This is a genomic window from Halobacillus naozhouensis (assembly GCF_029714185.1).
Classification (GTDB): Bacteria; Bacillota; Bacilli; order Bacillales; family Halobacillaceae; genus Halobacillus_A; species Halobacillus_A naozhouensis.
Genome location: NZ_CP121671.1, coordinates 3097096 through 3121795, shown reverse-complemented (window position 1 = coordinate 3121795; position 24700 = coordinate 3097096). Strand labels below are relative to the sequence as shown.

At 40.0% G+C, this 24700-nt stretch carries 23 protein-coding genes; 11 read left to right on the top strand and 12 right to left on the bottom strand.

Features of this window, described 5'->3' with window-relative positions:
* Window positions 1-8: 8 nt before the first annotated feature.
* Window positions 9-1082 (top strand): non-hydrolyzing UDP-N-acetylglucosamine 2-epimerase, encoded by a 1074-nt coding sequence (wecB, locus tag P9989_RS16285; RefSeq protein ID WP_283075919.1) that lies wholly within the window; start codon window positions 9-11, stop codon window positions 1080-1082.
* Between the two features lie 62 nt (window positions 1083-1144).
* Here wecB and P9989_RS16280 read toward each other — a convergent pair whose 3' ends face one another.
* From P9989_RS16280 to P9989_RS16260, 5 genes are all read right to left on the bottom strand, one after another.
* Window positions 1145-1891, bottom strand: coding sequence for a glycosyltransferase family 4 protein (locus tag P9989_RS16280; protein WP_283075918.1), 747 nt, complete (start codon window positions 1889-1891; stop codon window positions 1145-1147).
* Window positions 1892-2195: 304 nt separating this feature from the next.
* Entirely contained in the window at window positions 2196-3392 is a 1197-nt protein-coding gene (locus P9989_RS16275; RefSeq protein WP_283075917.1) for a glycosyltransferase, read from the bottom strand.
* Window positions 3393-3576: 184 nt separating this feature from the next.
* Window positions 3577-4599, bottom strand: a complete 1023-nt coding sequence (locus P9989_RS16270) for a D-glucuronyl C5-epimerase family protein (RefSeq protein ID WP_283075916.1) — start codon at window positions 4597-4599, stop codon at window positions 3577-3579.
* A 55-nt stretch (window positions 4600-4654) separates the two neighbouring features.
* Window positions 4655-5335, bottom strand: coding sequence for an N-acetyltransferase (locus tag P9989_RS16265; RefSeq protein WP_283075915.1), 681 nt, complete (start codon window positions 5333-5335; stop codon window positions 4655-4657).
* An 18-nt stretch (window positions 5336-5353) separates the two neighbouring features.
* On the bottom strand, window positions 5354-6280 hold the full coding sequence (locus P9989_RS16260) for a glycosyltransferase (RefSeq protein WP_283075914.1): 927 nt from the start codon (window positions 6278-6280) through the stop codon (window positions 5354-5356).
* Between the two features lie 146 nt (window positions 6281-6426).
* On the opposite strand from P9989_RS16260, the gene P9989_RS16255 reads away from it, so the two are divergent.
* Window positions 6427-7368: a Gfo/Idh/MocA family protein gene (locus P9989_RS16255; protein WP_283075913.1), complete on the top strand. Its 942-nt coding sequence runs from the start codon at window positions 6427-6429 to the stop codon at window positions 7366-7368.
* A 204-nt stretch (window positions 7369-7572) separates the two neighbouring features.
* Here P9989_RS16255 and P9989_RS16250 read toward each other — a convergent pair whose 3' ends face one another.
* Complete coding sequence (locus P9989_RS16250) at window positions 7573-7785, bottom strand: hypothetical protein (RefSeq protein WP_163527002.1); 213 nt, start codon at window positions 7783-7785, stop codon at window positions 7573-7575.
* Between the two features lie 13 nt (window positions 7786-7798).
* Complete coding sequence (locus tag P9989_RS16245) at window positions 7799-8161, bottom strand: DUF2642 domain-containing protein (protein WP_283075912.1); 363 nt, start codon at window positions 8159-8161, stop codon at window positions 7799-7801.
* A 1488-nt stretch (window positions 8162-9649) separates the two neighbouring features.
* Here P9989_RS16245 and P9989_RS16240 point away from each other — a divergent pair.
* Together P9989_RS16240 and P9989_RS16235 are read left to right on the top strand one after the other, a co-directional pair.
* On the top strand, window positions 9650-10441 hold the full coding sequence (locus tag P9989_RS16240) for an SDR family oxidoreductase (RefSeq protein WP_283075911.1): 792 nt from the start codon (window positions 9650-9652) through the stop codon (window positions 10439-10441).
* A 177-nt stretch (window positions 10442-10618) separates the two neighbouring features.
* On the top strand, window positions 10619-11605 hold the full coding sequence (locus tag P9989_RS16235) for an ABC transporter substrate-binding protein (protein WP_283075910.1): 987 nt from the start codon (window positions 10619-10621) through the stop codon (window positions 11603-11605).
* Window positions 11606-11687: 82 nt separating this feature from the next.
* On the opposite strand, the gene P9989_RS16230 is transcribed toward P9989_RS16235, so the two are convergent.
* Window positions 11688-13088, bottom strand: coding sequence for an NADP-dependent glyceraldehyde-3-phosphate dehydrogenase (locus P9989_RS16230; protein ID WP_283075909.1), 1401 nt, complete (start codon window positions 13086-13088; stop codon window positions 11688-11690).
* A 331-nt stretch (window positions 13089-13419) separates the two neighbouring features.
* On the opposite strand from P9989_RS16230, the gene P9989_RS16225 reads away from it, so the two are divergent.
* Window positions 13420-14055 (top strand): YczE/YyaS/YitT family protein, encoded by a 636-nt coding sequence (locus P9989_RS16225; protein ID WP_283075908.1) that lies wholly within the window; start codon window positions 13420-13422, stop codon window positions 14053-14055.
* Window positions 14056-14197: 142 nt separating this feature from the next.
* Window positions 14198-15109: a DMT family transporter gene (locus P9989_RS16220; protein WP_283075907.1), complete on the top strand. Its 912-nt coding sequence runs from the start codon at window positions 14198-14200 to the stop codon at window positions 15107-15109.
* A gap of 16 nt (window positions 15110-15125) precedes the next feature.
* Here the strand turns inward: P9989_RS16220 and P9989_RS16215 are convergent, their stop codons facing one another.
* Window positions 15126-15974: a hypothetical protein gene (locus P9989_RS16215; RefSeq protein ID WP_283075906.1), complete on the bottom strand. Its 849-nt coding sequence runs from the start codon at window positions 15972-15974 to the stop codon at window positions 15126-15128.
* A 133-nt stretch (window positions 15975-16107) separates the two neighbouring features.
* Here P9989_RS16215 and P9989_RS16210 point away from each other — a divergent pair, with 133 nt between their 5' ends.
* The gene (locus P9989_RS16210) at window positions 16108-16344 is read left to right on the top strand and encodes a hypothetical protein (RefSeq protein WP_283075905.1); all 237 of its coding nucleotides are present in this window, start codon (window positions 16108-16110) and stop codon (window positions 16342-16344) included.
* A gap of 127 nt (window positions 16345-16471) precedes the next feature.
* The gene (locus tag P9989_RS16205) at window positions 16472-17101 is read left to right on the top strand and encodes a LysE family transporter (RefSeq protein ID WP_283075904.1); all 630 of its coding nucleotides are present in this window, start codon (window positions 16472-16474) and stop codon (window positions 17099-17101) included.
* Between the two features lie 6 nt (window positions 17102-17107).
* Here P9989_RS16205 and P9989_RS16200 read toward each other — a convergent pair whose 3' ends face one another.
* Window positions 17108-18436, bottom strand: a complete 1329-nt coding sequence (locus P9989_RS16200) for an amino acid permease (protein WP_283075903.1) — start codon at window positions 18434-18436, stop codon at window positions 17108-17110.
* A 140-nt stretch (window positions 18437-18576) separates the two neighbouring features.
* Window positions 18577-19275, bottom strand: coding sequence for a metal-dependent hydrolase (locus tag P9989_RS16195; RefSeq protein WP_283075902.1), 699 nt, complete (start codon window positions 19273-19275; stop codon window positions 18577-18579).
* 129 nt (window positions 19276-19404) lie between these two features.
* On the opposite strand from P9989_RS16195, the gene P9989_RS16190 reads away from it, so the two are divergent.
* Entirely contained in the window at window positions 19405-20247 is an 843-nt protein-coding gene (locus P9989_RS16190) for an MBL fold metallo-hydrolase (protein ID WP_283075901.1), read from the top strand.
* A 42-nt stretch (window positions 20248-20289) separates the two neighbouring features.
* On the opposite strand, the gene P9989_RS16185 is transcribed toward P9989_RS16190, so the two are convergent.
* On the bottom strand, window positions 20290-21711 hold the full coding sequence (locus tag P9989_RS16185; protein WP_283075900.1) for a hypothetical protein: 1422 nt from the start codon (window positions 21709-21711) through the stop codon (window positions 20290-20292).
* Between the two features lie 344 nt (window positions 21712-22055).
* Between P9989_RS16185 and P9989_RS16180 the strand changes: the two genes are divergently transcribed.
* Window positions 22056-23123, top strand: coding sequence for a LacI family DNA-binding transcriptional regulator (locus P9989_RS16180; RefSeq protein WP_283075899.1), 1068 nt, complete (start codon window positions 22056-22058; stop codon window positions 23121-23123).
* Between the two features lie 247 nt (window positions 23124-23370).
* Complete coding sequence (locus P9989_RS16175; protein ID WP_283075898.1) at window positions 23371-24621, top strand: ABC transporter substrate-binding protein; 1251 nt, start codon at window positions 23371-23373, stop codon at window positions 24619-24621.
* Window positions 24622-24700 lie beyond the last annotated feature (79 nt).

Sequence of the window (24700 nt, the reverse complement as noted above, 5' to 3'; positions counted from 1 at the left end):
AGTATGTCATGAAGATTTTAACTGTAGTGGGAGCAAGGCCTCAATTTATCAAGGCCAGTATGGTATCTAAAATCTTACAATCTTATTCAGCCATAGAAGAAATTATGGTACACACCGGCCAACATTATGATGATAATATGTCGGCCATTTTTTTTCAGCAATTGAATCTCCCGAAACCAGATTATTATTTAGGAGTCGGTTCTGGTTCGCATGGGAAACAAACAGCCGCCATGTTAAGTGAACTTGAAAAGGTTATAACTACGGTTCACCCAGATGTTGTACTCGTCTATGGAGATACCAATTCTACTCTTGCTGGAAGCTTGGCGGCATCGAAGCTTCACATTCCGGTAGCCCACATCGAGGCGGGGCTGCGCAGTTTTAACAAAAAAATGCCTGAAGAGATTAATAGAATGATCACGGATCATCTCTCAGAATATTTGTTTTGTCCGTCCAATATAGCTATTGAAAATCTGAGGCGAGAGGGAATTGAAAAGGGAGTTTATCAAGTAGGAGATATTATGTATGAATCTGTTTTACAATTTAAACCCTATGCGTTGCAGCAATCTTCCATCCTAAAGGACTTATCGCTTTCAGAAAACAACTATTATCTGGCCACAATTCACCGCGCTGAAAATACAGATGATCCTGCTCGTTTAACATCTATATTTGAAGCCTTGCAACAATTAGAAATGGAAGTTGTCCTTCCACTGCATCCCAGAACAAAAAGCAAAATTGGCCAATTTAAGTTAACCAGTATAATCTCATCGTCCTCTATTAAGCTAGTCGAGCCATTAAATTATCTTGATATGTTAGCCATTGCTTCCAAGGCGAGAGCGATTTTAACCGACTCTGGAGGTCTGCAAAAAGAGGCTTATATGCTTCAAGTACCTTGTATCACCCTTAGGGATGAAACAGAGTGGGAAGAAACGGTGAAGCATGGCTGGAATCATTTAGTTGGTTCCTCCACAAAGAAAATAGTAGAAATCGTAGACACTCTCCCAATCCCTAAAGAACACCCGCTTCTTTTTGGTGATGGAAAAACTTCAGAAAAAATCATCGAGATTTTGACCAAGAATTTTTGAAGGGAAGCAGCGACTGTGTCAAAAGTTAGTTCTCCCCAAAGCAAATAAATCTTGCATTACCCCTATAGTTTATTATAAATGTCTATATATTTGCTAACGACTTTCTCCGCCATATGGTTCTCTATGACATACATTCTTCCTTTATACCCTGTATTTCTTCTTTGCCTTGGGTTTCTAATTAAGCTTCCTAACACAGAAGTAATCGTATCGGGATTTGCATTTACAATGGGCAAACCAGCGGGGTACTTCTCGATAAGATCTTCTCTTATATAGCATATAACTGGTTTCCCTAATGCCATTGCTTCAGAACTAACGTAGCCATATGCACCAATTCTCAACTGGTCGATCACAATATCTGATTGAGCAAACAGATTTTTAGCTTCCTCATTGGATAATCCTTCAATTAGTTTAAATCGAAATGATAATCCTGAACGTTGCAGCTCCTGAACTGCATTTACTATGAATTCAGTACCTTTAATATGTCGTGAGGTAGGAGCATGAACGATAAGGGGAGAAGTTTGATTGACATTCGGATATTGTGGCTTAAATTGATGTACGTCGATGGTATGTGGGATCACATGGGTATGACTATATAAGTTTGAAATATATCCTTCTAGTTCAGGGTCCTGGACTATCGCGTGATCAATATATTTTGATAAGGAAGCTATATTATTATATATTTTTTCTTCTGTCCATTCAGGCTTCACTTGAACGTAAGGATTATTCTTTTGGGCTGCCGTAAGCAAGCGGATATCTGAACCGTGGTGGTGTACGACCATTTTCTTTCCTGCACGCTGCAGAATTTCCATGTCTCTTTTATCGAGGAAAAATGTTTCTCCAAAATGGAAATGGAAGATGTCATACTTAGGTATAGAGTCTTGAAAAAACTGTTCTATTCTAGTTTCTCTTTCCTGTTTTGGATGTTGATTCAGTTGTAAACATATATCAGGCTGAAATTTAAAAGGATGTTCATCGAAGTGACACGAAGAAGCCTCAATACCCTTTGACTGTAATGCCTTACACAATTCGACCATGGGGGATCCATAAGAGATATGCAGAACTCTCACTTTTATCTTTCCTTTCTGTTTACAGGGTGAGAATTAAATACTTAGCTTAAAGTTGCTGATAAATGTTACATAGCCGTTCCTCCATCTTTTCCCATGAGTACAAGTTTTCCATTACCTTGCGCCCATTCTGGCTCATCTGCTTCAAAGCGTTTTTGTTTTTATTAAGTTCCAGCACTGCGTTTGCATAATCTTGTGGGGTGACATTCGTTTTATCAACGACATACCCACATTGATGTTTCTTTATAAAAGCCTCCATATCATGGCATTTATTCACTAATACTGGAATGCCATTGTTTAAATAACTAAAGAACTTATTCGGCATGGCATAGTTGAAATTAAGCGAGTTTTCTACATTCTCCAAATCAACCCAGCCAATATCAACATCTTTCATATACTTAGGAATATCAAGGTAATCCACCCATCCGGTTAACGAGAGGTTCTTTTGAAGATGCTTGGGGATATCAAAGGGATTATCAAACCGGCTTCCTCCCATAATCTTAAATTGAAAGTCTATCTTCTTCGAGCATAACTCTACGATCCCTATCATCTTTTCTTTCATGCCTTTTTTATCATCGATGTTTCCTTCATAGCCCATCGTTAATCCAGTAGAGTTATATTCTTTAGGCAGATAATTGTTAGCGAGAGGAGGTGAGTTATAGATCACTTCCACTGGCAGTCCGGGTTTGTGAGACAGATACCAAGATTTAATGGAATCTGAAACAGTAATCACATAATCAACCTCATCAAGCATGATAAGAAGTTTCTGTTTCAACTCGTTTCTATGTTGTTCTGTATATCTCGGACTCAATGGGTCGGGAGTCAATTCATGGCTATCATAAATTAACTTTACATCTTTGCCTTTCCTTTTCCTCATTAATCGTTTTATACCTACACCAGCAAAAAGCGAAAGATACTCATGTGTATGATAAATATCTGCGTTTTGTTGAATAGCGAGCTGTGTTAATTGATTGGTAAACCCCTGTCTCTCCCAAACACTTTCATCACTTAATACTTTGCTTAATTGATCTCTGCAAGTTTCCCAGTTGTATGTGACTATTCTTATTCCATCATGGGTAAATACCTTATTCCTGAACCGATTTGTAAAAGGGGTACCATCGATGTCGAATAGATGTCCACCCTTTCTCGGAACAATCATTGTGACATGGTACCCCTTCTTCTGTAAGCTTTTAGCTTCCTTCTTGAAAATTCTCGCATCTAGAAATGGATGATAGGCAACAACCATGCAGACTCTTTTTGACACCATTCCCACCCTTTCTTGAACAGCTACATATCACGTTAAGTCTTTTCGTTAATCTTCTTTGCCGGAACACCCGCTCGTTATCACTGTTCTCGCACAGATTACTGTGACGGCCAACGGGCGCTCCGGTAAGAGAAGGCATTGTTTCCTAGCCCCTTTTTTAATAACATTATTTGGTTACACCTTTTAAATAGCCCTTCCATCTTGATAATGTTTCATTCATTTTCGGATCCTTTTCGATTGAATGCAGGGCATCCAGTAAATGAATGTGGCCGACATGATATCCCCATGTTGCAACGTTAGGGTAGCCGCCATCTGTAGTATAATGTGTGAGGTCATAGGCAGTTCGATTTCCTAAATCGTATAGAGGGAGCATACGTTTTAATGAAGCAATTCCTTCATCATAGAGCTTTCTAGTCCCCTTATCGCTGGTAGCCTTCCATAGATCGTACAACCCGATTAAGGAAAACATGAAACCATTTAATATATAGCTAGGAGGATGGGTCGGGCTTTCTTCATAAAAGAGATACTTGCTTTCAAATTTAGCAAGAACCCCGTTTTGACGGGAAGGAATTTTAAAAATGGCCGTAGCACTCAAGGCACTTTTCTTATATTTTTTATTTCCTGAAAGATGGGAGGCGCGTGCTAACACCGACATAGCCATTCCTAAACCAATGGCTGAATACCATGGAGCTTTTAAGGGAGGAAACCTTTCTGGATAATAATGATGATCAAACTGATAGGCCCAGCCTCCTCGATGGTCCTGTGTCTTCATAAACCATTCAGCAGTCTTGAAAAATTTGTTTTTACTTGATTCTTCCTTATTCTTTAAATAAAGACTGTAATGCTCCAACCCATATTGGGCAATTGTAGAAGGGTTATAGTAAGTACCATGAGAGTAGATGGTTTTAGGAATCCCTTCGTGGTCGAACGATACATTCCAATTCTCAACCTTATTCAAATCATAGTGGAGGTAATTACCATTCCAGTCATAATGATTAATGTCTAAAGATCTTGCTTTGGTGACATTGACTTTCAACATATTCTGCCTCTCCACCCATACTTTTTCTAGGCTGAATCCTTTCTCGAGAAATGTCATAGGGACATAAAATTCATTACCTATTTTCTTACCACTGGCTTCTAACTGATCCTGTTTTACCACTTTAATATCCTCAATCGGTTCTGATGCCATTACATTCCACCCCTTTTAACTATTGAAAGGTATTTCAGATGTAGTTGGAAAACTTTTAGGAATTTATTTTTTTAGCCGGAACCCCTGCAGCCACGATGTTATCTTCCGCATCCTTCGTGACCACAGCTCCCGCACCGATTATAGTATTGCTGCCCACTGTAATCCCTGGTAGGAGAGAGGCATTGTTTCCAATCTTAGCTCCTTTTTTAATATGCGGACCTTTCAGGGAATAATCTTGAGCCCCCATGTATTTATCATTGGACATTGATACACATGGACCAATAAACACATGATCCTCAAGCGTTGTATCACCTGTAACATAGGCCAGTGTTTGAATGGTACAGGACTTTCCAATACTAGTGTTTAATTCAACAATCGCAGCTCTTCCCACCACTGATTCCTCACCAACCGAAACATTTTCCCTGATACTTGCATGATCCCCAATAAACACGTTTCTTCCAATTTGGGTACCTGAATAGATGGAAACCACATGGCCGATCCGAGCACCGGATTCGATCGTAAGCTGTTTATCCATTTTTGCAATTTTACGCATTCTCTGATTGATGCTGGGCTGTATGCCAAGCACGCAATTACTGCCGACTGTGACATGGTCTCCAATTTGGGTACCTTTAAGCAGAATAGTATTATGACCGATCACTACATGTTCACCGATTATGACGTCTTCTTCAATGACTACGTTGTTCCCAAGCTGCGCACTGTTAGGAATGTTAGACATCTTAATAAAACCCCCTTCTTAGTGATGAAGAATTTCTTCTAACCGGGTAACGAGCTGTTGAGTACGTACTGTTAGGGAATGCCTTTGCCGGATAAATTCATATCCCTGGTCAGCTATAGATTCCCGTTCTGTTTCATTCTTTAAATAATAGGCCGCCTTTTCCTTAAAGTTGTTTTCATTGATTGGTACAAAATGGACCCCTGGAATAAAGCCAAGGTCCTCTAACTCTTTAAAGGTCGGTGCCAGTAACAAAGTTCTACAGGCCAGCACCTCGAAATATTTTATGACCGGATAATTAAGAATAGAGGGACTTGTGAAGAAAATTTTTGCCCGGTTGATTTCCCGTGCATACAATTCGTCAATAAAATGGCGGCTTTCCTCCCCTGCATCGAAACGTCGATAACCTGGATGGTTGTGATAGACGAACTCCTCGTTTCCTTCATACGACTCGACTATTTTTCTCCTTAAGGGATAATAATCGTCATTTACTGCCCCCATCATTAATAGGTCGATCTCTTTTTCTAACCCATAGTCCTTACATAATTCTGTATTAACGAAATGAGGAAACCATTCCATTTTATTTTTGAATTCTGGGTAGGTCTCCGCACATTTGTCTCGCACGATCGTAAAGAGATAATCAATCTTATGTTTTGCTATAAAGTTCCGCCTGAGATTTGTAAGCCGGTGAACGTCATTTACAAACAGTCCTGTTGGAATACGTACAGTAGAAAGTCCTTTAATGGTTGGGGCCATTTGTCGGTCGATATCATTTAACAGCAAGATAAAATCCGGCTGATTAGGCAGCTGTTTCAAAATGTAGTCGATATGGCCAGGTTTTCTCCACACCGTTAAGTTTACTGACTTAGCAAGTTCCTGTTCTAAATAGTAAAAGTTCTTGTGTATCATTTGTGAGGTGTCTTCTGCGATAAACAAGACATTTATCACGTACGTTATCTCCTCTCTTCTAAATAATCTAGCAGTTGACCAGATGGACAAACGCCAAATTTATGATTAACCGTTATGACAGTCTATTTCGCACAATAGCTGGAACATAGAATACATTAGTATTTATTAGAGTGAGGAGATTTATTATGAAGGTCGGTGTAATTGGAACAGGGAATATGGGAGAGAATCATGTGCGAACGTATTTGTCGATGCATGAACATTGCCAGCTTGTCGGTATATACGACAACGATCATGAACGTTGTCATCAAATGGCTGAAAAATACCAGGTCACACCATTTCAATCTATGAATGACCTATTAAATTCAGTAGATGCCGTCAGCATTGCTGTGCCGACTAAATTTCATTATGGAATTGGATTAACTTGTATTCAGCACAAGGTGCACATGCTCATGGAAAAACCGATTACGAGTACGGTTCATCAGGCAAAAGATTTGGTTAAGAAAGCCAGGGAAGCAGGGATTAAACTTCAAGTAGGGCATATTGAGCTGTTTAACCCACTCATTCAAGTTCTTAAAAAAGAAGTAGAAAGTCAGGAGATCATTGCGATCGATTTTCATAGAATGAGTCCATACAATCAAAGGGTTAGAAATGTGGATGTTGTAAAAGATTTAATGATTCACGATCTGTATATCCTAAGGGAGTTTCTGGACGATAAAGTAGTGGAATTCCATGCTTTAGGCAAAGTCATGGAAGACACACCAAAACATGCTGTGGTGATCACCAAGTCTTCACGAGGGGTGACAGCCCAGCTTACAGCAAGTTTTAAATCCAAACGCAAAGCAAGAACGATTCAAATTCTTACCGAGGATGCACTTATTGAAGCAGACATTTTGAATAGGGAAATCAAAATCACTCGTATGATGAAAGAGAATACGAGTGAGTGTTCTGTAACCATTACTGAACTTATACAGGTCGACGATACGATTCAGCCACTAAGTGTTGAATTATTGGATTTTATAACCTGTATTCAGTCTGATACAGAGCCGACTGTTTCAGGAGAAGATGGAATGAAAACCTTGGTGGTCACTAATCAAATTAGTGATGCCATCAGCAGAGATAAATCTTAAATCTAAAGAGTACACGGTTACGGTGTACTCTTTTTTTGTTCATTCATTTCACATATATGCTGGGAGCAGGATTATTATTTATTGAAATTGTTAATGTACGAGGAATGGGACTGCACTTTTTGTTTTTAGTTTAAATGAAAAACACCCTGGTTAATTGAAACCAGGGTGCTTAACTCCATTACATTCCTGTTGGGTTGTGACCCTTTATACCGTTACAAGTAAACGAACGAAGTTGATTGCATCAACAGAAATATAAAGTTTGTTATTGTCGCCATATCCGCTATCTACCTCAATGACTAAAACCAAATCTTCAGTAACTGTTGAGAGAAGACCTTCAATTAAATTGTTATCGGTAGCTACTTCAACTCTTGCCCCAACGTGTGTGGCGAGTTCGGCAGTAAATGTCGCTTCAAACATCTATATCCCTCCTTTATAGTTCACTAACTAGTTCAATTTTTTCAATACGGACAAGTACTTGAGCTCCTGAAGCTTCCACCACTACGACATAGTCGCTTCTTACGACCAACAGTGTGCCGGTAACGGTACCAAATGGAGTAGTGATTTCCACTTGTTCGTTCCGTAAACGTAGCAATACTTCAATTAGTGTGTCAGGTGTTGCTGGAGGTGTAGGAGTATCTGGAGGAGTGTCTCCTCCTAAATCAACATCTACATCGACATCTAATCCTGGTAAATCAAGTGAAACATTCGAATCCACGCCACTTGTCATGATACCTTGTGACAATTGGTTCGCCAATCTCAATAGGTTTGCCTGACTTTCTGTTAGATTTCCCAATTATATTCATCCTTTCTATGATAGTTTCTATTTACCATATGATTTTTATATTCAATCGTACGGGCGTACACATAACTTGGTAGATAATTCCGCACATAACCTATAAGGATATATTGAATACTTATTCCTTATGCAGGCTTGATTTAATTGCTTTCGCCATGGATATTTCGACCTTTATAGAAAAGCGATGAAAAAACTAATTCTTATGATGACAGGGGTCCATTCATATTTGATTAATATGAATAGACATAATGCAGAATACTTTAATCTAATGGAGTGAGAACCATGCCATTTCCGAGTGATAATCAGTCTCAGGCTTTTCTCTAAAATGGAAAGCCCATTTAGACAGCGATAGTCCCATTAACCATTAGTTGTCATCACTTAATTGCATCCGTAACTACAAATAAGAATGGATATTACAGTTTATGGGTGTGCGCCTGGGTAAATTATACAGTTACCTATATGGAAGTAGTCTAATTTAGTCCCTTGATCTTATAATGTGACGGCAGCGCCCAAAGGATTTCAATCCGTAATAATTGGTTCCGATATCGTCTCGAATGAAACAGTTGCCAATTACCATAGTATTGGAGACATTACCACCCGGAGGTTTATACGGTAAAGGTATATGCCTTCGGATTTGTAAATTATCCATATGTTTCCATAATGAGGTATGCAAAGGGAACAGTGAATTTTCACCTAGTCTTTAACCCAGCCCGGTTCGGCGGACAAATTCTTAGCGAAGAGCGAAACCCGAACTCTAATAGTTGTGTTTGGACCTGAAGAAGAGGAAACCGTAAACTTTGCATTAGAAACGGTCTTACAACCGGGTTCGATTACTGGCCGGGTCATTAATGAAAACACTTAAGAGCCTATTTCTGGAGCAACCGTGACGTTGAGGAATATACGCGGGGAAACTATAAAAGCTGTGATCACGGATCTACATGGTGTGTTTGTTTGCCAACTTACCTCCTGGTGAATATATTTTGATAGCCTCTGACCCGGACTATGTATCGAAAGCAACTGCTGTTTAGCTAGGAAGTAATGAAACGGCCAACGTGACCATTGGATTAGAACAAACGCGGCGGCCTATCATTCCTCCAACGGGTCTGCTGCCAGTTAAGCAACTCCTGGGTGAATTACAAAATCTCTTTGACTTGAGGATAAGGCCAAGGGAAAAAGAAGATCTAGGTGGGAATAATGTGACTTAGTTTTCGTGGGGCAGCATTACCATGAGCCAGATGGAAAATCGGAATATTAGTAGAATTCAGAATAAGTTCGTATTAATACAAGAAGAGAATAATGATAAATAACTATATACCAAGAAGTCCTTATGTCATTTTTCAAGGTTTTTTGGCGTGATTTTCTTCTGGAGCTAGAATTATCACTTTAGAAGCAAAAAACTGAAAATTCCATCACTTGAATGTATAATACAAATATAGAAACAAGGCCGAAGACAGATGAAATTTAATAGAGAAGGGATGGATGGGCATGGACTTGGACTTAAATGGAAAGTCGGTCGTGGTCACAGCAGCGAGCAAAGGCCTGGGGAAGGCCACCGCATTAGAGTTTGCAAAAGAAGGAGCGCATGTTTTACTATCGAGCAGAAGTGAGGACGAGCTAAGAAAGACGCAAACTGAGATCAAGGAAAGTAGCGGGAACCCACATGTCAGCTACATAGTGTGTGATGTAACGAATCCTGAGCAAATTAAACGTCTGGCACGAACTGCTGCTGAGTGGAATGGAACGATTGATGTGTTAATTAATAATGCGGGAGGGCCTCCAGCAGGAACTTTTGCTGACTTTGAAGATCAAGACTGGAATCATGCATATGAGCTAAACTTGTTAAGCTTTATCAGGACAATCCGGGAAGTACTGCCTTTTATGAAAAAGAAACAAAGCGGTAGAATAATTAATATTGCTTCTTCTTCTATTAAACAGACATTGGATAATCTGATCCTGTCGAATACATTCCGGGCGGGAATTGTAGGATTATCGAAAAGTCTGTCTCAGGAGTTGGCTAAGGATAATATTTTGATCAATACTGTAGGGCCGGGCAGGATTGCCACGGACCGTGTAGCTTCACTTGATGAGAAGAATGCTGAGAATTTAGGTGTAACGCCTGAGGAGATTAGAGAAAAAGCGGAGAAATCGATACCGATGGGACGTTATGGGGAACCTGAGGAGTTTGCGAAAGCAGTTGTTTTTCTTGCATCAGGCGGGAACACATATCTGACAGGTCAATCTCTTGTGATCGATGGCGGATTAGTAAAAGCACTTTAGTTGTAAGTCTCTAACTCAGAACATTTCTGTTCCAAGTTAGGGGCTTTTTATATGTTGACAAACTACTAGGATAGGGATATGATCACAATTGATAATGATAATCCTTATCAATTGTGATCGGAGTTATACATAATGTTTTTAGATCCAATTGAAATAAGTCAATGGAGTGGATAATGAATGACGAAGAAACTTGGGCTGTTTATCGTATTACTTTTACTAGTTATAATGGCAGCTTGTAATAAAAGTGATCAAGAAGTAAAAGACAGTAAAGCGGAAAGTGAGTCTGAACGTTCTGTAACAGTTGATACAGGATTGGGAGAGCAAACAATCCAAGGCGTACCGCAAAGGGTTGTAGTTCTCGAGTGGACTTATGTGGAGCATATGCTGCCATTAGGAATTAAACCTGTCGGTGTATCAGATGTAGAAGGTTATAATAAATGGATCAACGTAGGCGCACCGCTCCCTGAATCTACAAAAGATGTGGGGACGCGGGCAGAACCAAACCTAGAGGCCATTGCACGATTAAAGCCAGACCTCATCATTGGTGCAAAATACCGTCATGAAGCAATTATAGAAGAACTGGAATCGATAGCCCCTACTGTATTATTTGCTCCTTATTCAGAAGAAGGAGTGGAAAATCAATATCAGCATATGTTGAATGAATTTGATACAGTAGCCAAAATTTTTGATAAACAAAAAGAGGCCGAGACAGTCAAGCAGCAGTTAGAGCAGACGTTTGAAGAACAGGGGAGACGGATTGAAGAAGCTGGATTATCTGACATCAAAGCCGTAGTTACTCAGGCTTTTACATCCCAAAATTCGCCGATTATGAGGCTGTTTACAGATAACTCTGTGGTAGCAGGGGTATTAGAACAAATGGGAGTAGATAACGCCGTGGAGGTTGAAAAGCCACAGGTTTATGGATTTATTTCGTCTTCTGTAGAAGCGCTGCAAAATTACCAAAATGCCCATTTCTTTTATCTCGTTCAGGAGGATGACAACATCTTTACGAACCAATTTGCGGATAACCCTGCTTGGACGAACCTTGAATTTGTAAAAGAGGATCGCACATATGAACTTCCTGGTGATATGGGGACATTTGCAGGGCCTTTATCTGCTGAACGGTTAGCGGTTGAAGTTGCCGATGCATTAGTGGAAAAATAACCTTAATAAAATGTATTATTATCCTTTTTTTACCACCTCAGGTCATCCAATATTTGGATGACCTGAGGTGGTATTTTATAGGTTACATATTAAGTACGAATAGTTTGTCTCTTGTCATGGATTCGATGCTGCGGCGGATTCCTTGTGAACCAAGGCCGGAGTTTTTAGCACCGAGGAAGGGGAAATGATCGGGTCCACGTTCAGTTTTCGCATTATATTGTACGGAACCGACGTTTAGTTTTGCCCCAATGTCCATGGCTTTTTGAACGTTTGCTGTAAAAACGCTGGCTTGCAGGCCATAATCTGACTCATTAGCGATGGAAACAAGATCAGCTTCATCCTGTACACGAATGATTGGCAGTACTGGCCCAAAAGGTTCTTCCCAAGCCACCTTCATGTGAGGGAGTACATGATCAAGCAGTGTAGGATAAATTAAATTGCCTTCACGTTTATTACCTGTAACAAGTTCTGCTCCATTTTGTAAGGCATCATCAATTAATCCTTGTACAAAATCAGCCGCATTGGGATCGATCAATGGTGTAACGACAGCGTCATCTTCTGGGTTTCCAACAGTTAGTCCATCAACTTTTTGTGCAATTTTCTCTGACAGTTTATCTGCTACTTTCTCATCGACTAATACTCGTTTGATGGCGGTACATCGCTGTCCAGAGTAAGAAAAAGCCCCGCTGACAATTTGATCTGCAGCCAGATCAAGATCGGCATCATCGAGAACAATTGCAGGGTCTTTACCTCCTAACTCGAGAACAACAGGGATCATATTTGCTTTTTTAGAAATGGATTGACCTGTGGCAGTACTTCCGGTGAATGTAATCATACTCACTTGTGGGTGAGTAACAAGAAAATCGCCAATCTCTGAACCCTTCCCAGTTATACATTGGACGGTGTCATGGTGAAGTTCTGTCTCAAGCAGGGCTTCAATCATTAATTGACCACTTAATGCACCCTGTGAAGCAGGCTTGAATACGACGGCATTCCCTGCCATTAAAGCTGGGGCAATTTTTGAGGCTGCTAAGTTGACAGGATAGTTAAATGGAGAAATTGCTAATACAACGCCAAGCGGTTCGCGTTCGACCATAGCCATTTTCTTAGAACTTCCTCCGCGGAAAGAATCTCCTCTCAGCATGTCCCCGTGGATTCTACAGCCTTCTTCAGCTGTGTAACGGATTAAATCAGCTGTTCGGACAACCTCTTTTACTGCAGAAGAACGATTTTTCCCAACTTCTTTAGAGATCATTTCACCGATTTGCTCTTTTTTAGCGGCTAGACGGTCAGCCCAATCATGTAGAATATCAGCCCGTTTATATACTTCTGTTTTCGCCCATTTCTTTTGAGCTTGATTTGCTTTTTGAATCGAATGATCCACCTCTTCTTGAGAGTACAACGGGAAAGAGCCGAGCTCTTCATTTCCAGTTACTGAATAAACTTCCTTTTCCTTTGTGACTGTAACACTAATAGTCAACACTCCTAACAATTTAAAGATTATTCTGATTATTGAACAAATTATCCAGAACATCAAACCTTATAAAAGCGATAACATTATGCATTTAAGCGTTTTCATTCAGCGCATGATTGGAAATACTTGTGGATGCTTATTTTTACGCATTAATGTAAAAAAGTTGAAGGTTAAATTTACTAAAGATTCAACTTGATTAATAGAAGGACTGCTGGTCGTGTACCTTCATACATTCCTCATTTTTCTAAGAATTAGACAGCACAAAGTTCATTTTAATTTCCAATTTTCTGATTATAGGATAAGATGAATAGACTTTACTTTTTGGAAAGAGGCGAAGTTTATGAGATTAAAATTACTTTTCTTTGCACTGGGTCTTGTTTTATTTAGTTATGGAATTGCAGTAGCGATTAAAGTGCAGTACCTCGGGATTCACCCTTGGGATGTATTGAATATAGCCTTTTTTGAAAAGTTTGGTCTTACTATAGGGGTTTGGAATCTGATTGTTGGACTCCTGCTTGTACTTGTGTCCTTAGTCGTCGATCGTCAATACATAAGAATTGGCACATTGATCAATGCCCTTTCTGTCGGACCTATGATTGACCTGTTTTTATTCATTGATATTTTCCCGGCATCGTCCTCAACAGTAATGGATGTCATAGTTTTATTAACAGGAATTATTTTAATGGGTATTGGAGGGGGTATGTATTCCGCGGCGGGGTTTGGGGCAGGACCGCGAGATGGACTCATGTTATCGTTATCAGATAAACTCGGTTATTCTATTAGTAAAACTAGGATCGCTGTGGAGAGTATGGTATTAATGATGGGACTTTTGCTAGGGGGACCTGTTTTCGTATTTACGTTTATCTATACATTTATTCAAAGCCCGATTTTCCAGCTTTCTTTTGTAAAAGTAAACAGGTTTTTGAAGGGGATTTCAGAGGTGGATCAAACGAATGAAAAAGCAAAGTCACTATGATACGAAAAATCGTAAGGCAAATTGGAAAATTAATATATTCATCTTTTTCTAAACTAGTAGTTTTTAATGGTCCAAAATCATGATCCAGAGTGGTATAGTGAAAGAATACACAACTTAACGTTATAGAATTTTGGTGATAGGTATGAAAAGAATCTACTTTATGATCATGCTCGTCATGATGTTGTGGGGATTTAACGTCTCTGCCATTAAAGTGCTTGTATCAGCTGTTGATCCCATTCTTCTGACCTCGGTCAGAATTTTCACGGCAGGGATTGCCGTGTTAGTGGTTCTGGCCTTTATGGGAATTCTGCGAATGCCGACAAAGAAGGAAGTCTGGATTATTTTTTACATTTCTATATTTAATGTAATTGCTCACCACAGTTTCATGGCACTCGGTCTCCTGTATACCTCCGGTGTTAATGCGGGGTTGATTGTTGGGATGGGGCCATTGCTTACGATGGTGTTGTCGACATTATTGTTAAGTAAAAAAGTGACCTACTTCAAGAGTTTTGGCTTCGCACTGGGATTTGTCGGGGTAATAATTACGACTTTAACTGGGGCGGGTGGGATGACAACTGTATCGATTGGTGATGTCATGGTGTTTATTTCGATAGCTGTGCAAGCATTCAGCTTTATTTTGATCAGTAAATTGAACCCGGGTCTTGACCCACGTTTGCTAACAGGATACATGATGGTGATCGGATCGGTATTTATTTTTATCACGAGTTTATTTGTGGAATCGAATCCAGCACAGATCTTTAAACTCGTGGATGGTCAGTTAATCTTAATCTTCCTGTTTAGCGCCCTCATTTGTACAGCTTTTGGTCACATGGTTTATAACTTTGCCATCAAGCAGGTCGGACCGTCTGAATCAGCTATATTTATCAACTTTAATACATTTTTTGCATTGGTTGGAGCCGCTCTGTTCTTAAATGAATCGATTACCATCAGTCATATTATTGGTCTGGTATTGATCGTATGCGGCGTGTTAATTGGGACAGGTGCTTTCGAATTTCTGATTAAACGAAGTAGAAGACGGGCCCGTTCTGCTTAAAAAAATGCTTGTTTTCTTACGTGTAAATATGTGGGGGACGGGCATTTTTTTGTTGGCCGCGTGATTGAATGGTAATCATTGGCATGCGGTTTCTGCGACGGTTCTGGCTTTCTAATAATTCCTGAGCTTCTTTCTTATGAAAGGGAATAAGGTCATTCCTGCCTTTAGAACAGATTTCAAAAATCATTCTACATTGATTTTCCCAATGAAGCTGGTCAAACATTTCACTTATCTCTTCTAATATTTCTTTAGCAATCAGCCATGTCTGGTAAGTGATGGGGCGTGGCAGCTCTCCTTTTCCTAAAACTAATTGTAAAAGGTACAATTCTGACTTTCCTTTAAAATAATACCTTCTTTTAAGAAACTTTACGGTATCCTCCATACAGGTTCTAACCCTTCTCCGCCGGGCTAATTCAAGGTAGGGCTGATATTTATCTTCGCGATAGTTAAATTTGAGTAATTCACTTACAGGGATTTGGATGTATTTGGAAATTGCGGAGAGTGTGTAGTGGTTTAGCAGTAGTTTATCAACGATCTGGTATTTATCGTTAAATGAGGAGTTCGCTTTTCCATCTATTAAATGCTTTAAAACTTCCAAATAACGTTCACTATCGTTGGAGAAGGTTTTAAGCATGCACAGAATAGGCTCTTCAATAGTATGTTCCCGGTAAAAGTCGATGTTCTCTTTACAGGTAATGAGACGATATTGCCCGTCAGCTATTTCTTCGATCATTGGACACCCTTCAACATATCCAAAATAGTGATAAAAACGTTCTATCCTCATAGCCCCTTGATTGGTGTACCCGTAATCATAGAAGGATTCCACAATTTGTTCTGTCTCCACATGAATATAAAACAGATCCATCCCCTCCCTTGGTTAATGGCTATGCCACCACATGATCGTCCTATGTATTCGATGATATTTTTCGAAGCTGGAGGTTGAATGAATAAAATTAAGTAAAATAACAAAATTAATAAATAAGACAGGAGGGAGCATAATGGACATGGATCATCTGATCAACCAATTGAACAATGCACAGCGCGCCGTTGAACGAGCGCAGGAGGATCGTGCCGGGTTTGTCGAGGCCCAAGAGCATGTGAAATTAGCGGAAGAAGAACTTGCCAAAGCAAATCTAGATCCAACAATGAATACGCAGGAAAATGCACAACAAATTCAAAAGGCTAAAGACCAATTGAGACTGATTGAGGAAACAAACCAGGCGAATAATCGATAAGGATGAGAACACATTGTGATTTTGCAATGTGTTTTTTTGATCTCAAGTTCTTTACTCATTGTAATACAATGTTTGGTTGGCGAATACATTTGGTACAAGCTAATCACATTTTAGAGGAGTGAAAGGATTGGTAGTATTCCTAAGTTATATTTTTCTAGGACTATCCCTGGCAGCACCAATTGGTCCGATTAACGCAGCCCAAATAGACCAGGGCATTAAGAATGGCTTTTTCCATTCCTGGGTGATCGGGTTAGGATCAATTGTTGGTGAGTTGCTGTATATCTTAGCCGTTTTCTTTGGTGTCATTCACTTTCTAGAACTTCCGTTTATGAAAACATTTCTATGGTCTTTCGGTGCTTTCGTTCTAATCTATACTGGAGTTGAGAGTATTACCAGCTCGCAAAAACTTGAAATGCGTCAAAAGGGAGACAAAGACCCATTAAAAAGAACATTTGCGACTGGCTTTCTCATCTCGGTTACTAATCCACTTTCCATTTTGTTCTGGCTTGGGATTTATGGTTCCGTGTTAGCGAATACGATCACCCGCTATGATCAATTTCATCTCATCTTATATGGAGCGGCTATTATCATTGGTTTGATGTTGTGGGATATTACCATGGCCTTTGTTTCCAGCGGTTTTAGAAAATTCCTTACCCCACGTTCATTAAAAGGGATTTCTATATTATCAGGGTTTTGTATGTTTGGTTTTGCCGGTTACTTTGGCTACCAGGCCATTAAATTGCTGCTTCAATTCTAGACAAGGCTATTGCTGATTACGCCATTTTTTTCTCATCATGAAGGTGATTGTACTGATGATTCCTAAAAATATCAGACTAATGAAAAAGCCGATACGGCTTGTGGAATCGAAGAACGTTCCGCTAACAGCAGCTACGATTAAGAGGATGCCTGCACCACGTATTACATGCTCCACAGTGGTCAGTTTCATCAATTTTTTATAGGAAAACAGGATGAACAACCAATTGTATAGCAGCATTAATCCAGCAGCTGTTGTCATGTATTCGAAAACCTTCTCAGGTAAAAGTAAGGCTACAAGAATTGAGGCACCCAGCCCTGCAATCGTAAGAAACAGGGCATGGATAGGCACATCCCGTTTACTTTTGGCAGCAAAATAAGCCGGGGCATCTCCATCTTCAGACAAGGTGGCAAGAATCGATGTGATCGCATACAAAGAGGCCACCATCGTAGAAAAGCCTGCTATGATTAGGGCTCCATTGAAAACATGTGGGGCAAACGATAAGTTAAAGGGGGATAAAGCCGTAATAAAAGGACTCTCATCCGGGTTGAATTGTTCCCATGAGATAAGACATAAAGCTAGTCCCAACGAAACAACGTAAATGATTCCGAGGAGAAGCAGCATAATTCTGCCCGATTTTGAAGCATCTTTAGGATCTTTTAATTCGTTTGCCATAATCCCCATGACTTCAATCCCGCCAAATGCATAAAAGGCAAAGAGTAAAGCTGTCCAAACACCGGTAATACCCTCCGGAAATAGCTGGTTGTAGGCAAATTGGATAGTTGTTTGTTCAGGACGATTTTCAGTTAGAAGTCCAGTCAGGGCAAGGATACCGATGATGATGAACATGAAAATAGCAGCTGTTTTAATGACAGCAAAAATATTTTCAACTCGTTCAAATCCAGCTACACCTGTACATATTACCCCGATCCCTAATACTCCAAATATGGTCGACAACAGCCAGAGAGGGAGGTTTGGAAACCAGTATTGGGAGAAGATAGCGAGGGCTGTTAATTGACTGCCCATAATAAGTAATTCTGACGACCAGTACACCCAGCCATTACTAAAACCAGCCCATCTCCCAAAAGCTTTTTTTGCATATGAGCGGAATGAGCCTTTCTCCGGGTGTTCCGCTGTAAGTTTTGCCAGTGCCTGAAACACAATGTATGTGCCAATGGCAGCTAAAATGAATGCAAAAATGACAGCTGGGCCGGCATATCTAATTGCAAGTGAAGAACCGAGGAAAAAGCCAGTGCCAATGATGCAGCCTACCCCAATGAGGGAGAGCTGCCACCATTGAAGTTTCTTAGTCGTATCCGAACTCTTAGTCTTAGTCATGATAATGCCTCCGAATCCTAGTACCTGAATACATATTTTGAGCCTCAACCACCCAATTTATTCTGTTCCTAAATACCAAAAACCCCCACCTCAGGTCATCCAGATATTGGATGACCTGAGGTGGGGGTTTTTGGTAATGGTTAATGTTCTACGATTTGCTTAATTGTTATTTCTTTTTGGAAGACAGGGGAGGTTCCTTGGATTACTTTTTCATTTGTAAGTACGGAAAACCTCCAGTTTAATCCTAAATATTTTTCCGGTTTGGTGACGATCACATGGATTTGATTATCGTCATACTTAGCTTCAAGCCTGTTTTCAAGTTCCACTTTAGAGATAGCTTTGCCTACCAGTAACAAACTTATAATGAGTAAACTAGTGATGAGTAAGGGTTTATGATTAAAAATTAAAGCGGCGGAGAAAACGGCAAATAAAGCACAAACGAGCCAGATTTCTTTTTGAATAATCGTAAATTCTATAATGTCGCTAGTCAGTGGAAAGAACAATTGGACACCATTTCCGATAAAATCGATGAAAATCGCCCCAAACAATATGGTGAACAAAGAAGCAAACCATGACTTTTGAAAAGACTCCTTCGTAATCTTTCTCACATAAAAAGCTGTCAGCAGTGACAACCACGGGAGTGCAAACAGAGAATGGGCCAGATTCCCACCAGCTAACTTCGGAAGATCAGGCAGGAGTACGATGACTCCAAGGCTGATGATCTTTAATCGCTCATGAAGGAGAAAACCTTTTTTACTGAAAAAGATGTACATAATCAGTGATCCCGTCAGCAAATGTAAGGCAGTAGAAGGGATATGATTGATCAGGATGTTTATCATGTGACTCCCTTCTTTCAAAATGAATGTACCTATGGTCTATTCACGTTTATTAAGTGAAATAAACGGTAACTCGTATGTAATAAGATCATTGATTAGGAACAAAATAAGTAAAATGAAGGAGGTCGAGTGATGGTGGATAAATTGATTCCAGTAACATCGATAGCAAGCGGGATTGAACAGACCGTAGCAAATGATATTCATTGCCTGCCCATACAGGTCGTAAACGTATGTTTTCTCGGTAACCCCGAACGCCCAGGTGATTGGGTTCTAGTTGATGCAGGAATGCCGAAATCAGCGGATAAGATTATTGATACAGCAGGGGAGCTCTTTGGGTCACGATACAATCCTAAAGCCATTATTCTTACTCATGGCCATTTCGATCATGTAGGTGCTGCTAAGGAACTTGCGGAATATTGGGATGTAACGGTTTATGCCCATCAACGAGAAATGCCTTACTTGACTGGTAAAAAGGACTACCCAGAACCGGACACAACCGTAGAAGGCGGGCTCGTTTCAAAGATGTCACGTATGTTCCCTAATGAGGGTATTGACTTGAGTGACCGCGTCGAACCATTACCTGAAGACGGGACGATACCTCACTTGCCGGAATGGCGATGGATCCATACTCCCGGTCATACGGAAGGTCATGTTTCACTATTTAGAGAAAACGATCGAACGTTAATTGCGGGCGATGCATTTGTAACAGTGAAACAAGAGTATTTATTCAAAGTGTTGACTCAGGAACAAGAAATTAGTGGCCCTCCTCGATACTTAACGACAAATTGGGAGGCTGCCTGGGAATCGGTAAAAAAACTTGAGTCATTGAAACCAAACATAGCGATAACTGGACATGGGTTCCCAATGGCGGGAGAAGAATTGACAGAGAATCTAGGAAAACTTACAAGAGATTTTGATCGCATAGCTATCCCAGAACACGGGAGATTTGTTGGCAGCGATAAAAAAAAGCCCTAACTAAAGAGTTTTAGTTAGGGGGTAGTCAATTTTAATGCTTTTCTAAAATATAAATAACGCGGCAATCGTTGAAATCATTAACCCGGAGATTACCGGGATAAAGTTTTTCCGAACTAGATCCATCACCGAGACCCCACAGAACCCTGCAATCGCAATCATGGAGGACCAAGCAATAATCGTACCTCCACCCGTCCAAATCGATCCCATTTGACCAATAGCTGCTAAGGTTGCCGGATCAATATAGGAGTTCGCCAGAGATGCTGATAAAGCACCGGTCAACGGGAGGCCGGAGAAACCAGATCCGTCGAGTCCCGTGATGATTCCGATAATTAAAATACTAAAGGCAGCTAAGAAAGCACTTTGTGGTAGAAATCCTTGAGTAGATTCCACTAAATCAAATAACAGGGCCGGAGCGGTATCAGCGGAAACAGAAAGAATTTCCCCGGCAAAATCAGGACTCCCTAGAAAGAAAAAGCCGGCGATCGGGATGACAGGCCCCATTGCTTTAAATGCGAATACGAAACCTTCTGTAATATGGTCACTAATATAATCGAGGGCGCGGTGTTTTCCAAATGCTACTGTGGATAGCAGGAGCAGAACTACGGCAACTCCACCAATAAAAGCAGCACCGTTCCCACCTTCAAATCCTCCCATTCTTCCTGAACTAAGCTTCGTTGAGACCATATAAATCATTACGGCGAGCATAGATAACGGGACAAGTACAGCAAACACTTTACTCCACTTGTTGATATGTTTGTTCGTTGATTGGTGACCTTCCTGCAAACCTTGCATTGCCCTAATTTCAATTTCATTTTGTGGATCATGTCTAGATCGGAAATGTTTTTTGTTCCAGAGGTAAGCAAGGCCAATGGCTATAAAACCAGTGATGATTGACAGAACCAATGCTTGATCCATTACCGTTTCGGTACTAACTCCAGCTGCTTTAGCTGACAGACCAGGTGCGACTTGCACAACGTAATCAGAAGACAGGGCCATGCCTTGCCCGGCAAGTGCTACGGCAATAGCTGCCACCATTGCCGGAAGACCCGACCTTATTGCTGCTGGCACAAGTAAAGCACATATAAGTGGAACAGCAGGTGTCGGCCAGAAGAAAAGCGAAATGACATAGGTGACTCCAACTAATACAAAAAAAGATACATGACTATTGATCATGATTTTCTGGACAGGCATAATCATTCTTCTGTCTGCCCCGAGGTCCTTAAGGGAATGCAAAAGCGCAACCATGAAGGTAATAATAAGGAATATGTTAAAAAGTTCTTTGGCAGCGACTAGATTCGCATTAAATATTCCCATAAAACCACTGATTAAGCTGCCGTTGAAAACCCATACCACCACGAATGTACCTAGTAAGGTCGGCAGCACTACTCCTTTACGAAATATCATGGTAATAATTATTAATAGCGTAAATAAACCATATAACCAATGGGAAAGTGTTAATACCACGGTACGGAGCCTCCTCGCTTCGCCTCATACATGCCGGCGTTCTACAGTGTAGACTATGCACCACGGGCTTGATAGGTGTATAGCCCGCAATTCTCTCTTTGGCTCCGAGATTAGGTGAATTTTAGTAATAATAAGTAAATATTTTAACTTGATTGTGTGTTATAAATGTCTCCCATAATGAAATTATTGCTTTATTGCGGTTTAAAAGCAAAGATAACTTATATTATTTTCAAAAAATTTAGTTAATTAATATTGAAAGCGCTTAAATGATCTGATAGTATTTCAATATAGGATACTAAAATTCAGTAAAATATTTACTGGTTAAATAAAGAAGGGGATACTTTATGACAACAATTAAAGAAATAGCTTTACGTGCTAACTTTTCAAATACGACTGTTTCGAGAGTGTTAAACAATGATACAACACTATCGGTTGCTTCTGAAACACGTCAAAAAATATTGGATGTTGCCAAAGACATGGGATATAAAACGTTACAGGAACGTAAAAAGGAGAAGCAACCTCCGAGTGACATGAAAACAACAAAAATCGGCATTCTGCTCTGCCATTCAGTTGAGGAAGAGCTAAATGATTCTTACTTTCTATCGATCAGGCAAGGCATTGAGAATGAATGTCAGAAGAGGGGGTTGGTGACTACAGAACTGTTTCGACTAAACAATTTAACTTCTGGCCAGATCAGTAGTGACATTAAGAACCTAATAGTAGTGGGGAGGATCAATTCAGATATTCTAGATCAAATCAGTGATCAATTACAAAACATTGTCTACATCAACCATACAGTGGATGAGGATAAGTATGATTCCGTTATCATTGATTTTGAAAAAGCGACCATACGGGCATTGAACCATTTATTAGATCATGACTATAAAAAGGTTGGATTTATTGGCGGGAAGGAAAGAGAACATCTAAACGGCGGCAAGGTGGAGTTTGAAGATATAAGAAAGTCTACTTTCAAAAATTTTATGGAGGATAAGGGGTTATTCATTCCAGCATCATTTCATGTTGGTGAATTTACGATGGCTGATGGATATGAATTAATGAAATATTCTATTCAGCAAGACGACTTATCCGATGCTTATTTTATAGCTAGTGATGCCATGGCAATTGGGGCAATGAGAGCTTTGCAAGAAAGTAACTTTAAAGTTCCTGAAGATGTAGCTATCGTGAGCTTCAATGATATCGAATTGGCTCAATTTGCTAGTACTCCCTTAACTACAGTAAAAGTTCAGACTGAAGAGATGGGAAGGTTGGGAGTGAAATTAATGGTGGATCGTCTCAATGGCAGGGAGATTCCGATAAAAGTTACGGTGCCAACAAGGTTAGTTGTCAGGGATAGCTGCGGAACCAGAAATCAATCGAATGCCGTCAAATTAAAGAAAGAGGTAGGGTCATAATGGAAATTTCCCGGGAAATAAAGGAGGTGATGTCGAGTAAAAAAGGCAGAACGCGATGTGTATAGGGTGAGTCAGGTAAAAGACTGTACACCTGCCAGAGTTTAAAGAGCAAGGCAGGTGCACATGAAGTGTGCTGATAGTTTATTCTGCGAAAATAAACCTGCTTCAGCATGTCAAATTATAACTGAACTGATGCACGACTACAATTATTTGTGTTTATACATCAACGAGTTAAGGAGGAATTAAAATGAGAAAATTGGTCCTGTTACTTGTAATGATTGTTGGTATCACTTTGGCTGGTTGTTCCAGTAATGAAGCATCAGGGGATGGCAGTGGAACTACTTTGACATTTTATTCAACAGCTACCTCTGAAGAAGATAAGAAAGTGATTTCAGAAGCTGTTGCTGCATTTGAGGAGAAATATCCTGATATTGATATAGAAGATAACTATCCGGGAGACGGGTACGAAGACATGTTACGTGTGAAAATGGCAGCAAATGATCTGCCAGACTTATTTGATACCCATGGCTGGGCTAAACAGCGTTATGGAGAATATGTAGCAGACTTGAGTGCGATGGAATGGGTGAAAAATCTTGATCCAGCGCTTGATCCAATTCTAAAGGATGAGGAAGGCAAAGTATACGCTTATCCTTTAAATCAGGCAAAAGATGGCATATCTTATAACGCAACATTACTTAACGAATATGGAATAAAACCTCCGACAACATTTAAGAGTTTTATGAAAGCTTTAGAGGAAATCAAGGAGAGAAGTAAAGGTGAAGTCACTCCATTTTGGTTCAATGGTTCCGATAAATCCGCTTTAGGTCAGTACTTCGATCAGTTTGCGACACCTCTGTTAGTAACAGATGAGAAACATAATTATGAAAAAGAACTGATAAATGGAACATTTGATTGGTCTCACTATACATTTCTGCCAGAAAAGCTGTTAGAAATGAAGGAAAAGGGATTACTTAATAAAGATGTTTTAACAGCGCAAATTCAGCAGAAAGCTCAATTAATGGCTCAGGGTAAAATTGGATTTACTTTGGCAAGCAGCTCACTCGGACCAGCAGTAGAGGACCTGAATCCAGAAGTGCAAGTTGGAGTTATCCCAATGCCAACGATTCATCAAGGGGATGAACCGAGCTGGATTGGTGGAGAACGACACACTGTTGCCATTTGGAAAGATACAGAGCACATAGAAGAAGCGAAGAAATTTATTGAATTCTTGGCTCAACCTGAAATCGCTAAGAAAATTGCAGAAGGGACGTCACTTCCAGCTGGTTTGAAGAATATTGAAGCTGAAAATTATTATTCTGAGTATTATAAAAAATATGAAGATGTAAAAGTGCAGCCCTATTTTGACAGAGTCTATTTACCTAGTGGAATGTGGAATGTGATGGGGTCAACCGGACAGCAATTGCTTTCAGGGAAGATGACGCCGGAAGAAGTCTCTAAAAAAATGGCCGAAGAATATAAGAGACTATTAGACCAGTAGCCTGATAAGGAAAGTGCAGTGGTATCTCACTTGCTAAATTCAGTAAACCAAGCTTATAGGAGTGTTTCTAATATGAGTG

Excerpts from the sequence above, each read along its gene's own strand:
- P9989_RS16275 (WP_283075917.1), bottom strand. The coding sequence starts at position 3,392 with ATGGTTGTTGCCTATCATCCATTTCTAGATGCGAGAATTTTCAAGAAG.
- P9989_RS16195 (WP_283075902.1), bottom strand. The coding sequence starts at position 19,275 with ATGATAAACATCCTGATCAATCATATCCCTTCTACTGCCTTACATTTG.
- P9989_RS16255 (WP_283075913.1), top strand. The coding sequence starts at position 6,427 with ATGAAGGTCGGTGTAATTGGAACAGGGAATATGGGAGAGAATCATGTG.
- P9989_RS16265 (WP_283075915.1), bottom strand. The coding sequence starts at position 5,335 with ATGTCTAACATTCCTAACAGTGCGCAGCTTGGGAACAACGTAGTCATT.
- P9989_RS16270 (WP_283075916.1), bottom strand. The coding sequence starts at position 4,599 with ATGGCATCAGAACCGATTGAGGATATTAAAGTGGTAAAACAGGATCAG.
- P9989_RS16200 (WP_283075903.1), bottom strand. The coding sequence starts at position 18,436 with ATGACTAAGACTAAGAGTTCGGATACGACTAAGAAACTTCAATGGTGG.
- P9989_RS16215 (WP_283075906.1), bottom strand. The coding sequence starts at position 15,974 with ATGGATCTGTTTTATATTCATGTGGAGACAGAACAAATTGTGGAATCC.
- P9989_RS16220 (WP_283075907.1), top strand. The coding sequence starts at position 14,198 with ATGAAAAGAATCTACTTTATGATCATGCTCGTCATGATGTTGTGGGGA.
- P9989_RS16250 (WP_163527002.1), bottom strand. The coding sequence starts at position 7,785 with ATGTTTGAAGCGACATTTACTGCCGAACTCGCCACACACGTTGGGGCA.
- P9989_RS16280 (WP_283075918.1), bottom strand. The coding sequence starts at position 1,891 with ATGGAAATTCTGCAGCGTGCAGGAAAGAAAATGGTCGTACACCACCAC.
- wecB (WP_283075919.1), top strand. The coding sequence starts at position 9 with ATGAAGATTTTAACTGTAGTGGGAGCAAGGCCTCAATTTATCAAGGCC.
- P9989_RS16180 (WP_283075899.1), top strand. The coding sequence starts at position 22,056 with ATGACAACAATTAAAGAAATAGCTTTACGTGCTAACTTTTCAAATACG.
- P9989_RS16235 (WP_283075910.1), top strand. The coding sequence starts at position 10,619 with ATGACGAAGAAACTTGGGCTGTTTATCGTATTACTTTTACTAGTTATA.
- P9989_RS16240 (WP_283075911.1), top strand. The coding sequence starts at position 9,650 with ATGGACTTGGACTTAAATGGAAAGTCGGTCGTGGTCACAGCAGCGAGC.
- P9989_RS16190 (WP_283075901.1), top strand. The coding sequence starts at position 19,405 with ATGGTGGATAAATTGATTCCAGTAACATCGATAGCAAGCGGGATTGAA.
- P9989_RS16225 (WP_283075908.1), top strand. The coding sequence starts at position 13,420 with ATGAGATTAAAATTACTTTTCTTTGCACTGGGTCTTGTTTTATTTAGT.
- P9989_RS16210 (WP_283075905.1), top strand. The coding sequence starts at position 16,108 with ATGGACATGGATCATCTGATCAACCAATTGAACAATGCACAGCGCGCC.
- P9989_RS16175 (WP_283075898.1), top strand. The coding sequence starts at position 23,371 with ATGAGAAAATTGGTCCTGTTACTTGTAATGATTGTTGGTATCACTTTG.